A 13,200-nucleotide genomic window follows, 5' to 3' on the forward strand; every position below is an offset into this window, starting at 1 on the left:
AGGAGTCCCGTCATGAACCTGCATCAGTTTGCCGAAACCCACGACGTCACCAACCAGCCGCCGTCCCTGGATGGCACCAACCTGTACCGTATCGATCTGCCTCTGCAGGAATGGTCGCGCCGCTTTGGCGCCGGCTGGGCGCAGGCGCGCATCGATACCTACGGTGCACTGGCCGGCGGGCCGTTGATGGAAGCCGGGTTCCTGGCAAACCAGAACAAACCGGTGTTCAGCAGCCATGACCGCTATGGCCATCGCATCGACCTGGTGGAGTTTCACCCGGCTTACCACGAACTCATGCGCACCGCCGTCGAACATGGCTTGCCGTCGCTACCCTGGGCGCACCCGCAGCCTGGTGCCCATGTGGCCCGCGCCGCCATGACCTACCTGCACAGCCAGGCCGAAGCCGGCACCGGATGCCCGCTGACCATGACCTTCGCCTGCGTGCCTGCCCTGCGTTTGCAGCCGGACCTGGCTGACACCTGGCTGCCGAAAATCCTCAACACCCAATACGACCCACGCAACGTCGGCATCGCCCACAAGGCCGGCGCTACAATCGGCATGGCCATGACCGAGAAGCAGGGCGGCACCGACGTGCGCGCCAACACCACCCGTGCTTATCCGGTGGGCGCCGGCGGCCCGGGCCAGGCGTATGAGCTGGTGGGCCACAAGTGGTTCTGCTCGGCGCCGATGTGCGATGCGTTCCTGACCCTGGCCCAGACTGACAAGGGCCTCACCTGTTTCCTGCTGCCCCGGCACCGCCCGGACGACACGCGCAACGAGTTCTATATCCAGCGCCTGAAAAACAAACTGGGCAACTGCTCCAATGCCTCCAGCGAAGTGGAGTTCCGTGGCGCCCTGGCCTGGATGATCGGCGAAGAAGGCCGTGGTGTGCCGACCATCATCGAGATGGTCGCCATGACCCGCTTCGATTGCATGGTCGGCTCCAGCGCATTGATGCGCCAGGCGCTGACCCAGGCCAGCCATCATTGTGCCCATCGCTCCGTGGGTGGCCGGGTGCTCAGTGAGCAACCGCTGATGCAAAACGTGCTGGCTGACCTGGCATTGGAAAGCGAATCCGCGCTGGCCCTGAGCCTGCGCATGGGCCGGGCGCTGGATCATCTGGGGGATGAGCAGGAAGCCAAGTTCGCCCGGCTGGTGACGGCGGTGGGCAAGTATTGGATCTGCAAACGCGCCCCGGCGATGATCAACGAGGCCGCCGAGTGCATGGGCGGTGCCGGGTATGTCGAGGACAGCATCCTGCCGCGCCTGTACCGTGAGGCGCCGGTGAATTCGACGTGGGAAGGTTCTGGCAACGTGCAGTGCCTGGACGTGCTGCGGGCGCTGTCCAAAGAGCCGGGTGTGTTGGAGGCACTGTTTGTCGAGCTGGGGGATGGGCATGGCGACAAGCTACTGGCGCGGAATATCGAGCAATTGAAGTCAGCCTTTATGGACACCCAGGACATCCAATACCGTGCGCGCCAGCTCACCGAAGACATCGCCGTGGCGTTGCAGGCCAAGCTGTTGCTGGAAGCCGGCAATGCGGCGGTCAGCGATGGGTTTATCGCCAGTCGCTTGGGCGAATCGTCCGGTCGGGTGTATGGCACCCTGCCGCGTGGCGTGGACGTGGCGGCGATTGTCGCCAGGTCCACACCTTGTTGATTGCATTCAAAGTTTGCGTCTGACGGGGATACAGGCAAGATAAAGGCCTGCACGTCAGAACACAGGATGCTTACCGTGACCGAAGCTTTTGTTGTCGTTCAAACCGCTGAAGAAGCCGTGGACCGGCTGGCGGCCCTGCATGAGCGTGCCACTGGCGCGCTCAATCAAGCCCTCAAGCAATACCTCAAAGACCGCGTCGAGCCCGACGCCGAACAACGTGCGCTGTTTCGCTACCCGGAACTGCGCCTGACCTACCACTGCCACGGCGAAGTCCCACAGACTACCCGGGCGTATGCCAAGGTCCAGTTGCCGGGGACCTACAGCGTCACCGTTACCCATCCTGCGGCGTTCCGTAAATACCTGCTGGAGCAATTGGTGCCGCTGATGCACGACTTCACCGTGACGGTGGAAGTCGGTGTCAGCCAGCAAAACATCCCGTACCCCTACGTGGTGGAGCAGGGCGATGAGTTGGCCGGTTCCGGTGTAACTGCCGCGACCCTGGCCCGTGTGTTCCCCAGCACCGACCTGTCGGCGGCCACCGACGGCATCGCCGATGGCCTGTACGACTGGGAAAACACTGACCCGCTGCCCCTGGCGTTGTTCGATGCGGCGCGCGTGGACTTTTCTCTGCGCCGCCTGGTGCACTACACCGGCAGCGACTGGCGCCATGTGCAGCCGTGGATCCTGCTGACCAACTACCACCGCTATGTTGACCAGTTCATCCTGCATGGCCTGGAGCAACTGCGCAGCGACCCGCGCTTTATCCGCATGGTGTTGCCGGGCAACGTAGTGATCGACAAAGCGATGGACCACGGTGAAGCCTCCGCGATTGCTGCCGGGGTGGTGTGGCACCGTTATCAGATGCCGGCTTATCACTTGCAAGCCACTGACGGCCACGGCGTGACCTTGGTCAACATTGGCGTCGGCCCGTCCAACGCGAAGAACATCACCGATCACCTGGCCGTGCTGCGTCCGCATTGCTGGCTGATGATCGGTCACTGTGGCGGCCTGCGCCAATCCCAGACCATCGGCGATTACGTGCTGGCTCACGCTTACATGCGCCGCGACGGGATTCTCGACCGCGTCGTGCCGCCGAACATCCCGATCCCGGCCCTGGCCGAAGTGCAGTTGGCCTTGCAGCAAGCGGCCGCCAACGTCACCGGCGAAAAAGGCGAAGAGCTGAAAAAACGCCTGCGCACCGGCACCGTGTTGACCTACGACGACCGTAACTGGGAACTGCGCTGGGCCCAGGAGCGGCCGCTGATCAACCTGTCCCGCGCCGTGGCCGTGGACATGGAAAGCGGCACCATCGCCGCCCAGGGTTATCGCTTGCGGGTGCCGTACGGCACTTTGCTGTGTGTGTCGGACAAACCGCTGCACAGCGAAATCAAGCTGCCAGGCTCCGCCAACGCGTTCTATGAGCGTGCGGTGAGCCAGCACTTGAAGATCGGCATCGAAGCGGTGGATTTGCTGCGCACCGAACTCAACTCGCTGCACTCGCGCAAACTGCGCAGCTTCGACGAGCCGCCGTTCCGCTAAGCGGTTGGGATGGTCATTTAACGGTCAGGCCACTAGCATTGTCGGTCCTGACCGTTAGATGTTCCTTTGCCATGTCCCGTCCCACTCGTCCCGATTCGCGCCGCCCTGGCGTGAAACCTCCGTATTCCGCTGCTCGACGTGTCGCCAAGGCACCGCCTGCCGAGCCGAAGCTGATCCTGTTCAATAAACCGTTCGATGTACTGACCCAGTTCAGCGACGAAGGCGGGCGCGCGACGCTCAAGGATTTCATCGACATCCCCGGCATTTACCCGGCGGGCCGCCTGGACCGTGACAGCGAAGGCCTGTTGCTGCTGACCAATGACGGCCAGCTGCAGGCGCGGATTGCCGACCCCAAGCACAAGCTGGCGAAAACCTACTGGGTGCAGGTCGAAGGCGAGCCGACCGAAGAGCAGCTGCAACGCTTGCGCGAGGGCGTGGAGCTTAATGACGGCAAGACCTTGCCTGCGCAAGCGCGGCAGTTGGATGAGCCCGAGTTATGGCCGCGTAACCCGCCGGTGCGCTTTCGCAAAAACATACCGACTTACTGGCTTGAATTGGTGATTCGCGAGGGGCGTAACCGCCAGGTGCGGCGCATGACCGCCGCCGTGGGTTTGCCCACGTTGCGGCTGGTGCGCGTGCGCATTGGCGATTGGACGATTGACGGCCTGGATCAAGGCCAGTGGAAGGAAGTGCCGGCGCGCTTATAAGGCGCCGGACTCGATCAGGCCGATCACTACGCTCTTGATGATGAACGCGGCCACGCCCAGGCCCAGCACGAAGAACAGGATGAACGAGCCAAAGCGCCCAGCCTTGGACTTCTTCGCCAGGTCCCAGACGATAAAGCCCATGAAAATGATCAGGATCGTGACCAGGCCGGTCATCATCCATTCTTCAAAGAGGGCGGGGTCGATGTTGTTCATGGCGAATTTCCCGACAAAGGCAGGCGGGCAGTATAAGGCCACGCGATGCGCTCAAGGTTGACCTGCGTCGGTGCGACGCACGCTCCCTTGTAGGAGCCGGCTTGCCGGCGATGGCGTCCGAAAGATAGGCGCTTGGTTCAAGGGCCTCATCGCCGGCAAGCCGGCTCCTACAGGTTGGGGGGTCAGGTTCTTAGGTGAGTCAGCGGCAACTCGGTGCTGTTGAGCACCTGGTTCAGCACAAAGCTGGAACGCACACTGGTCACGCCTTCAATGCGGGTCAGGTGGCCCAGCAGCAGTTTCTGGTAGTGATCCATGTCCGGCACCACCACTTTCAACTGATAGTCCGCATCCATCCCCGTCACCAAGCTGCATTCCAGCACCTGAGGCAGGGTGCGGATGGCCGCTTCGAAGTTCTCGAAACGCTCGGGGGTGTGGCGGTCCATGCCGATCAGCACATAGGCCGTGAGGCTCAGGCCGAGCATCTTGCGGTCGAGCAAGGCGACCTGGCGGGCGATGTAGCCGTCGTCTTCCAACTGCTTGACGCGGCGCGAGCACGGCGATGGCGACAAGCCGATGCGTTCGGCCAACTCTTGGTTGGAGATCCTCGCGTCGCGCTGCAATTCCGCCAAAATACTCAGGTCGTATCGGTCAAGCTTGCTCATTGGGTTGGCCTTTGTCGTAACTATTGCGGTGAATTATCCATGAAGGGTTAAAAATTGCGCAAGCACTGTTTATTGACGCAATCTTCGCAATCATCTGTCGGGCGCTGGCGGGTATCTTTATCAACAGAATCACCGCCTGGACAACAGTCCAAAGCAGCCCGCCCAATCAGGCCCGCTGCGGCCGCCACCCCAGCAGGGTTGAGCCGGCCTCCAGGCTGCACACTGTCCACAAGACGGCGTGAGGTGAGCCAACGTCAAAAGCGTTGAGCCAGGACGAAGTTCTCAAGGGGTGGCCGACGGGTCACCCCTTTTCTTTTGCCTGCTGATAACCTGTGCGAGAACCGGGCCTCGCTTTTCCAGTCTCATGGACAGGCCCTAATCCGCAGTGAGGAATAGCATGAAGCGCATCTGGCGTTTGGCAGGTGTAGGTTTGCTGATGGTCACCGTTGGCGCCCAGGCAATGGCCGACGAGCGTGAAAATGCGCCGCGCGGTGAAGGCGGTGGTCAGCATGAACGAGGGCCGGAGGGCGGACGGCCAGGAGGCGGTAATGAACAGCCGCGTCCGCAGAACAACCCACCACGTCAGGACAACAACCAGCCGCGCCCGCAGAATCAGCATTTTGATCGCGGTGGCCAGAACGGGGGTGGCCAATGGCAAGGGCGTCCCCAGGGCAATGAGCAGGGGCGGCCCCAGCCACAACCACAACCACAGCCGTCGAACAACCTGCCGATCCAGAGTCGGCCCGACACCGTGCGCCAGACCCAGGAACCGCGCCAGGGCTATTACCGTGACATCCCTCGACGCAATGACGGCAACCAACACTGGGAAGCCGGCGGCCCAGGCTCCCGGCCCGGTAACAATGGCGGCGGGTACAACAATGGCAATGGCCATCCCGGCGACAACCGCTGGCCAGGTCGCCCCGACGGCCATGGCAATGGTTGGGGCCCGGGCCCGCAACATCGTCCGGGTTACGTGATCGACCGTTTCCCCGACCGCAATTACCGCGTGCCTTACCGTGGCCAGGACTACTTCTACTCCGGCGGCTATTGGTATCGCCCGCAAGGCCCGCGCTATGTGGTGGTAACGCCGCCCTATGGCATCCGTGTGCATTACCTGCCGGACTACGCGCGTGAAGTGTGGATCGGCAGCGCGCTGTTCTTCCTCGCGGCGGGTTCCTACTACACCTACGAGAGCAGCTCCCAACAATACGTGGTGGTGCAACCGCCAGCCGCCGTACCGGCACCTCAGCCCGCGCCGCAAGGCAATGGCTATGACGTGGTGGCGTACCCCGCCAACGGCCAGTCACCAGCCCAGGTGCAGCAGGACGGCTACGACTGTTATCGCTGGGCTGTGCAGCAAAGTGGTTTCGACCCGCAGCAAGTTACCTACGCCCCCGACCCGGCGGTGGTGCAAACCTACCGTCAGGCCCAGGGCAACTGCCTGAGCAGTCGCGGTTATCAGGTGCAGTACTAGGTTTTGTTGCCTGTGACCACTTCCCGCGGGTCGGCGTGCACCAGCACTTCGGCGCGCGGGTAGGCCTTGTGGATGGCATCGGCGGCCTGGTCGCTGATGCCGTGGGCCACTGACAGCGTCAATTCCCCAGGCAATTCCAAATGCAACTGTACAAACCAGTGGCTGCCGGAAATCCGCGTGCGCAAATCATGCGCACCCAACACCCCTGGTACACCACGCGCCAGTTCCAGCATGTGCTGGCTGACGTCTGGCGGCAGCTCTTCATCCATCAACACCGCAAAGCTTTCCCGGGCGATCTGGATCGCGCTCCACAAAATGTAGGCGGCGATACCCAGGCCGAACCAGGCGTCGACTTGGTGAAAGCCCATGCCAGCCAGCACCAGCGCCACGAGGATGCTGCCGTTGAGCATCAAGTCTGAGCGGTAGTGCAGTGAATCGGCGCGCACGGCATTGGAGCCGGTTTCGCGGATCACCCGGTGTTGCAGCATCAACAAGGCCACGGTCAACACCAGGGAAAAGATGATCACGCCGATGCTCAACCACGGCGCGCCCACCGGTTCCGGATGCTGCAGGCGCTCGTAGGCCTGGAACGCGATCAACACGGCACTGCCGCCGATGAACAGCGCCTGGGCCATGCCCGACAGCGACTCCGCCTTGCCATGTCCATAACGGTGATCGTCATCGGCGGGGCGCAGGGCGTAATGCACGGCGACGAGGTTGAGCAGCGAAGTCACGCCGTCCAGCAATGAGTCGGTCAAGCCGGCGAGCATGCTCACCGAGCCACTGAACCACCAGGCGATGGCCTTGGTGACAATCAGCACACAGGCCACACCCACCGACGCGCGGGTGGCCAGGCGCAAGAGCCTGGCGTGTTCGGGGCTGCTGGTCATAGGCGGGTCGAATCCTTAAGCGGCGGGTTGCAGGCCCAGGCTGGCGAGTTGTTGCACGCTGCCTTTGAACTGGATCATGCGCGGGTCGTCGAGCGGCAGGCTGCGGCCGGTTTCTTTCTGGATGATGCTTTGCAGCTTGGCGTTGTCGACCTGGCCGTCGGCGCCGATGGCTTCGTGGAGTTTTTGCGGGTCGACCTGGGCGGTCTTGCCCGGCTCGAAGTAGATCGCGCCGGTGGCGAAGTCCACGCCGAAGGCAATCAGGCCGGGGATGACGTAGAACAGCAGGCCGATGGCATCGAGTACGGCAATGGTCGGGTCGATCTTGCCGTCGATCTGGCCACGGCGGTCCGGGTAGAAGATCGAACCGCAGGCCGTCAATTGGCTCAGCAGGGTGACGGCGAGGACACCGCCAATGACACGGGAAGCGATACGCATGGAAACTCTCCTGAACACGATTTTAGGATGACTATATAGATAGGAACCGATATCTGCGCACCTTGTAGGAGCCGGCTTGCCGGCGATGGCGGCCAGGAGAGCAACGCAAGGCTAAAGGGCCTCATCGCCGGCAAGCCGGCTCCTACAAGGGAACGCGTGATCTTTCAGACCATCGTCGGCACTTGGCAGTTCGCCGTTATACTCGCCGCTCTGCTTTGGAGCCAGTATGAATTCGTTGCCGATTGATGAAGTTTTACCTGCACTGCGTGACGCCTTGGCGAATCGCCATGAAGCCGTGCTCGAAGCGCCCCCCGGCGCCGGTAAAACCACCCGCGTGCCCTTGGCGTTATTGAATGAGCCGTGGCTGGCCGGGCAGACCATCCTGATGCTCGAACCCCGCCGTCTGGCAGCCCGCGCGGCGGCCGAACGCCTGGCCAGTGAACTGGGCGAGAAGGTCGGAGAAACCGTCGGCTATCGCATTCGCCTCGACAGCAAAGTCGGCCCCAACACGCGGATCGAAGTGGTCACCGAAGGCATACTCACCCGCCGCCTGCAAGACGATCCGGCGCTGGACGGCGTGGGCTTGCTGATTTTCGACGAGTTCCACGAACGCAGCCTCGACGCCGACCTGGCGCTGGCCCTGAGCCTGAACGGCCGCGAGCTGTTTCGCGATGAGCAGCCGCTGAAAATCCTGCTGATGTCCGCCACCCTCGAAGGCGAGCGCCTGGCCAGCCTGCTGGATGACGCGCCGATCCTGCGCAGCGAAGGGCGCATGTTCCCGGTGCAGATGCGCTGGGGCCGGCCTTACCAGCCCGGTGAGTTCATCGAGCCGCGTGTGGTGCAAACCATCCTCGAAGCCCTGCATGACGAAACCGGCAGCGTGCTGGTGTTCTTGCCGGGGCAGGCGGAGATTCGCCGGGTCAACCAGCAGTTGGCCGAGGCCTTGGGCGATCGCAGTGATGTGCTGCTGTGCCCGCTGCATGGCGAGCTGGACCTTGCCGCCCAGCGCGCCGCCATCGACCCGGCGCCCGCAGGTACACGCAAAGTCGTGCTGGCGACCAACATCGCCGAGACCAGCCTCACTATCAACGGCGTGCGCGTAGTGATCGACGCCGGGTTGGCGCGGGTGCCGCGTTTCGACCCGGGCAGCGGCATGACCCGTCTCGACACCCAACGTATTTCCCGCGCCAGCGCCACTCAGCGCGCCGGCCGGGCAGGGCGGCTGGAGCCGGGCGTTTGCTATCGCTTGTGGTCCGAGGACCAGCATGAAGGCCTGGCCGCCTACGGCAGTGCGGAAATCCTTGCGGCCGACCTGGCCGGCTTGGCCCTGCAGTTGGCACGCTGGGGCGTTACGCCCACGCAGCTGGTGTGGCTGGACGTGCCGCCCACCGCCGCGTATGCCCAAGCCCAGGATTTGCTCGTGCGCCTCGGCGCATTGGATGACGACAAACTGACCGCCCACGGGCAGAAAATGGCCGAACTGCCGGCCCATCCGCGTATCGCCCACCTGCTGTTGCGCGGGCAGGACCTGGGGTTGGCTGCCACCGCCTGCGATGTCGCGGCCCTGCTGGGCGAGCGCGATATCCTGCGCGGCGGCGGCGCGGATCTGCACAGTCGCCTGGCGCTGTTGTCCGGCGAAGCACGTGCGCGTGGCACTCAAGGCGGGGTGCAGCGGGCCAAGCAACTGGCGCGACAGTATCGCGGCTACTTGAGAGGGCAGGCCACGCAACCGGTGGCCGACCCCGACCACTCGCGCTGGCTCGGCGCCTTGCTCGCCCTGGCTTACCCGGACCGTGTCGCTCAACAGCGTCGCGCCGGCGGCGCTGAATACCGCCTGGCCAACGGCCGCGCGGCGCTGTTCGCCGAAGCCGACAGCCTGATGAAGCAGCCTTGGCTGGTCATCGCCGACCTGGGGAGCCGCCAGGGCCAGCGTGAGGAACGCATCTACCTGGCGGCGGACTTTGATCCGGCGCTGTTCGACACGGTGCTCGCCGAACAAGTGCGCAACGTCGACCAGTTGGATTGGGACGAACGCGAAGGCGTACTGCGCGCCGAGCGCCAGCGCAAAGTCGGCGAGCTGGTACTGAGCCGCGAACCCCTGACCGGCCTGGACGAGTCCGCGCGCAGCCAGGCGCTGGTCAACTTGGTGCGCCGCAAAGGCCTCGAGCTACTGCCGTGGACGCCCGAGCTGCGCCAATGGCAGGCGCGGGTCATGCTGCTGCGGCAGCTCGATGCTGGCAAAACCAGCGAGTGGCCCGATATCAGCGACAAGGCGTTGCTCGCCAGCCTTGAACATTGGCTGATGCCCTACCTGGGTAAAGTCTCGCGCCTGAGCCATTTCGCCAACCTGGACATTTCCAGCTTCCTGCACAACCTGCTGCCCTGGCCGCTGCCCCAGCGCCTGGACGAACTGGCGCCACAGCATGTGAAAGTGCCCTCGGGCTCGTCGGTGCGCCTGGACTACAGCGAACAGCCGCCGATCCTGGCAGTGCGCCTGCAAGAACTGTTTGGGCTGGCCGACACCCCGCGCATTGCCGGCGGGCGCCAGGTGGTGAAGCTGCACCTGCTGTCCCCGGCACGCCGGCCGGTGCAAGTGACCCAGGACCTGGCGAACTTCTGGCGCAGCACCTACGCCGAGGTAAAAAAGGATTTGAAAGGGCGGTATCCCAAGCATTACTGGCCGGATGATCCGCTGGTGGCCGAGGCAACCGCGCGAATCAAACCGCGTAAATAATCAGCGCCTACAGAAAGTGCCTTTATTCATTACGCGGCATAACAAATGATGTTCCCGCCGCCGCATTTATCTGCCCAAGGCAACATTCTAAAGTCTCCACACTTGCCGCCTCATCATGTCGATGAGGGGCGAAGTGGAGACTTTTCCATGCCTTTCATCAGCGTTCGTATTACCCGTGATGGTGTCACCCAGGAGCAGAAAGCCCAGGTCATCGCCGAAATAACCAACACCATGCAAACCGTGCTCAATAAGGACCCGCACCTTACCCACATCGTCATCGAAGAGGTGGATACGGATAACTGGGGCTACGCGGGAATCACCACCACCGAGTACCGTAAAAGCCTGGCGGAGTCCAAAAAGTGACCGTCCCCGTCAGAGTCGACTTTGTGTCGGATGTCGTATGCCCCTGGTGTGCGCTTGGCGCAACAGCACTAAGGCAGGCCATTGCGAATCTTGCCGGCGAGGTTGCCGTTGAGCTGACGTTCAAGCCCTTCGAACTGAACGCGGACATGCCGGCAGAAGGCGAGCAGGCAGTTACACATATGATGCGTAAATATGGTCGCAGCGCCGAAGAAGTCGCTTCCCGCAACAAGAGGGTGATCGCACTTGGCAAAGCCATCGGCTTTCAGTTCGACCTGGAAAAACGCAGCCATTTCTACAACACTTTCGATGCCCATCGCCTTCTGCTCTGGGCAGGGGCAGAAGGTCGCCAGGTTGCACTGAAGCACATCCTGCTCAAGGCCTATTTCACCGACGGTCAGAACCCCAGCGACCACGAGACACTGGTGCGCCTGGCGGGTGACGCAGGACTTTCAACCACCCGTGCCCGCGAAGTATTGGTTACCCAGGCGTTCGCAGTTGAAGTCCGCGAACTTCAGCGCTTTTACCTTGAACGCGGGATCAATTCGGTCCCGGCCATGGTGTTGAACGGGCGTCAGGTACTGTCCGGGTCGCAAACGGTCGAGGAGTATGAGCAGGTCCTGCGGCAACTGGCGCAGGACTGAACCTCAATCTGATCGCTGGCTCAAGACACCGCGCAACAAGGGTGTGGATCTAGACGCGCGTACCCCGTTAGGAGCCCGGCAGGGATTATTGTGCGGCGGGCAGCAGGAACCGAGCGATCACCGGCAGGTGATTGGAAATGCGCAACGTGTCCTCCTGCCGCACTTTCGCCTCCACCCGCTTGATTCGCGGGCTGTAGAACAGGTAATCGAGCGTGCGGTCCGGCCCGTCGACGCTTGGGTCGTTGGGGAAGTGAGTCAGCCACTTCTCACGGTCAATCCCGCTGGATTGACTGTTGCTCGGGATCATTGGGTATTTGTCCCACAGCAAATGCAGCTCGCTGTCCGGCGAATATTGCCCACGCTTGCCGGCGTCCAGCCGCAGGAATTGGCCCAGGGGCAGCAGGTTGAAGTCGCCGCCGATCAGCCAGGGCGTGCCGCGCCCTTCGAATTTATCCAGCAGCTTGACCGTGGTCTGGACCTGCTCCTGCACCGCGCTGCGCCCAGGGGCGTCGCCGTCCAGGCGGGTGTTGAGCACGGCCAGCTGGCCACCGTCGCTCAGCGGCAGGTAGGTCAACAGCAAGGCCGGCTTGGGTTGGAACTGGCGGCTGATGAAGTTCGCCTCGGGCGCCGGCAATTGCAGGCGTTCGGCGTGTTCGATCTGGTAACGGCTGAGGGTCGCCAGCTTACGGCCGACGCTGCCGAAGATATGCCGGTCGGGCACGAAGTCGGCTTTCCAGTCGAAGGCCTGGACACTGCAGGGGTAGAGGTCGACCAGGCGCTCTTGCAACAGGGCAAGCTGGTCTTGGTAATGGGAGGGCTTGGCGTTTTCGTCGAGTTCCTGCAGCAGCAGGATGTCGGGTTGTTCGTCACGGATCACCCGCGCCACTTCGTCGAGGCTGGCGGCCATGTCTTCCACGGTGGGGCGGTCGTCCGGGCCACTGCCGTCGGCGGTGTCGTACCAGAACACGTAGTTCTTGCCGGCCAGGTATTGCACGTTCCAGGTCATGACCTTGAGCGCCTGCCCCGGCAGCAGCGTGGGCGCACGGGGCGCGACACAACTCACCGGCAGGGTTTCCTTCGCCTCGGGGCGCCAGGTCAGGCTGTAGATCAGGGCGGCGAGCAAGCCTGCAATGATCAGCAGGCCCAGCAAGGTTATGCGCAATAAACGGGTCATCGGCTCGGCTTATAGCGTTTCAGGAGTGGCACCGAGCATATCACCGCGCGTCGGCATCGCCACCGATCAGCATGAATAAACGGAACAGCACCACGCTGGTAAACAGTTGCAGGAAGCTGTGGGCGCTGTCCAGGAACAGGCCCAGCAGCGGCGCAGGCGTGGGGTAGGCCGCAACACTGGCGCCCTTGAGCAGCCACAGTGGCGTCATCACGCACAGCAGGCACACCAGGATCAGCCAGAAATGCCCACGGCTCAGGCGAAAGCTTTCCTTCATCGCCTCCAGCGCTGGCATGCCGCGCAGCACCAGCAGGTACTCGGCGAAGGCCAGCACCACCATCAGCCACAGGCCCGGCAGGAAATACAGCGACAGCCCCAGCAGGATCAGCAGCGTGCTCATGGCCGTCAGCAGGGCAAAGCGCGGCCACAGGGTCAGGGCCATGGCCCATACATCCTTGGTAGTCGGTGACTCGCCACGGGTGCGGGCATCCAGAAACAGGATCAACGCGCCGGTGTACAGCGGGTACACCAGCAACCCCACCACCACGCTGTAGCCAGGGAATGCATCCGGGCCCACCACGTGGTTGAGCACCTGTTGCAGCAGGGCTTCGAAAATCACCAACGGCAAACACAGCTGGACGATAGCGCCCAGGTTGCGTTGGGTGAAACGGAAGGAGTCGCGCAGCACGTCTAACGGATTCATCAAGTTCAT

13 protein-coding genes are annotated in these 13,200 nt (G+C 62.9%); 7 read left to right on the top strand and 6 right to left on the bottom strand.

All coding sequences use genetic code 11. The features are described from left to right. Window positions 1-12 precede the first annotated feature (12 nt). From AC0IYN_RS14270 to AC0IYN_RS14280, 3 genes are all read left to right on the top strand, one after another. The gene (locus tag AC0IYN_RS14270) at window positions 13-1,659 is read left to right on the top strand and encodes an acyl-CoA dehydrogenase family protein (RefSeq protein WP_471841856.1); all 1,647 of its coding nucleotides are present in this window, start codon (window positions 13-15) and stop codon (window positions 1,657-1,659) included. A gap of 66 nt (window positions 1,660-1,725) precedes the next feature. Further along, the gene (amn, locus tag AC0IYN_RS14275; RefSeq protein WP_161634128.1) at window positions 1,726-3,198 is read left to right on the top strand and encodes an AMP nucleosidase; all 1,473 of its coding nucleotides are present in this window, start codon (window positions 1,726-1,728) and stop codon (window positions 3,196-3,198) included. 71 nt (window positions 3,199-3,269) lie between these two features. Continuing rightward, window positions 3,270-3,905, top strand: a complete 636-nt coding sequence (locus AC0IYN_RS14280; protein WP_028618052.1) for a pseudouridine synthase — start codon at window positions 3,270-3,272, stop codon at window positions 3,903-3,905. On the opposite strand, the gene AC0IYN_RS14285 is transcribed toward AC0IYN_RS14280, so the two are convergent. Next, window positions 3,900-4,109, bottom strand: coding sequence for a DUF2788 domain-containing protein (locus AC0IYN_RS14285; protein ID WP_025999909.1), 210 nt, complete (start codon window positions 4,107-4,109; stop codon window positions 3,900-3,902). The two genes, AC0IYN_RS14280 and AC0IYN_RS14285, sit on opposite strands and share 6 nt — an antisense overlap. 191 nt (window positions 4,110-4,300) lie before the next feature. Then, window positions 4,301-4,780, bottom strand: a complete 480-nt coding sequence (locus AC0IYN_RS14290) for an Lrp/AsnC family transcriptional regulator (protein ID WP_003194418.1) — start codon at window positions 4,778-4,780, stop codon at window positions 4,301-4,303. A 397-nt stretch (window positions 4,781-5,177) separates the two neighbouring features. On the opposite strand from AC0IYN_RS14290, the gene AC0IYN_RS14295 reads away from it, so the two are divergent. Beyond that, entirely contained in the window at window positions 5,178-6,254 is a 1,077-nt protein-coding gene (locus AC0IYN_RS14295) for a DUF6515 family protein (RefSeq protein WP_471841861.1), read from the top strand. Here AC0IYN_RS14295 and AC0IYN_RS14300 read toward each other — a convergent pair. After that, window positions 6,251-7,144, bottom strand: a complete 894-nt coding sequence (locus AC0IYN_RS14300) for a cation diffusion facilitator family transporter (protein ID WP_099491063.1) — start codon at window positions 7,142-7,144, stop codon at window positions 6,251-6,253. The genes AC0IYN_RS14295 and AC0IYN_RS14300 overlap by 4 nt on opposite strands. A gap of 15 nt (window positions 7,145-7,159) precedes the next feature. Further along, a complete protein-coding gene (locus tag AC0IYN_RS14305) occupies window positions 7,160-7,579 on the bottom strand; it encodes a polyribonucleotide nucleotidyltransferase (RefSeq protein WP_471841864.1) in 420 nt (139 codons plus the stop codon). A gap of 226 nt (window positions 7,580-7,805) precedes the next feature. Here AC0IYN_RS14305 and hrpB point away from each other — a divergent pair, with 226 nt between their 5' ends. From hrpB to AC0IYN_RS14320, 3 genes are all read left to right on the top strand, one after another. Beyond that, on the top strand, window positions 7,806-10,313 hold the full coding sequence (gene hrpB, locus AC0IYN_RS14310) for an ATP-dependent helicase HrpB (RefSeq protein ID WP_457240166.1): 2,508 nt from the start codon (window positions 7,806-7,808) through the stop codon (window positions 10,311-10,313). Window positions 10,314-10,460: 147 nt separating this feature from the next. Next, complete coding sequence (locus tag AC0IYN_RS14315) at window positions 10,461-10,676, top strand: tautomerase family protein (protein ID WP_457240167.1); 216 nt, start codon at window positions 10,461-10,463, stop codon at window positions 10,674-10,676. Further along, window positions 10,673-11,317 carry a DsbA family oxidoreductase gene (locus AC0IYN_RS14320; RefSeq protein ID WP_457240168.1) on the top strand — a complete coding sequence of 215 codons (645 nt, stop codon included), beginning with the start codon at window positions 10,673-10,675 and terminating at the stop codon, window positions 11,315-11,317. Before AC0IYN_RS14315 ends, AC0IYN_RS14320 begins: the two co-directional genes overlap by 4 nt. An 85-nt stretch (window positions 11,318-11,402) precedes the next feature. Here AC0IYN_RS14320 and AC0IYN_RS14325 read toward each other — a convergent pair whose 3' ends face one another. Both AC0IYN_RS14325 and AC0IYN_RS14330 read right to left on the bottom strand, forming a co-directional pair. After that, on the bottom strand, window positions 11,403-12,491 hold the full coding sequence (locus AC0IYN_RS14325; RefSeq protein WP_406596900.1) for an endonuclease/exonuclease/phosphatase family protein: 1,089 nt from the start codon (window positions 12,489-12,491) through the stop codon (window positions 11,403-11,405). A gap of 40 nt (window positions 12,492-12,531) precedes the next feature. Further along, window positions 12,532-13,191: a YciC family protein gene (locus tag AC0IYN_RS14330; RefSeq protein ID WP_078050307.1), complete on the bottom strand. Its 660-nt coding sequence runs from the start codon at window positions 13,189-13,191 to the stop codon at window positions 12,532-12,534. Window positions 13,192-13,200: the final 9 nt, after the last annotated feature.

The organism is Pseudomonas sp. AC112, assembly GCF_979253545.1.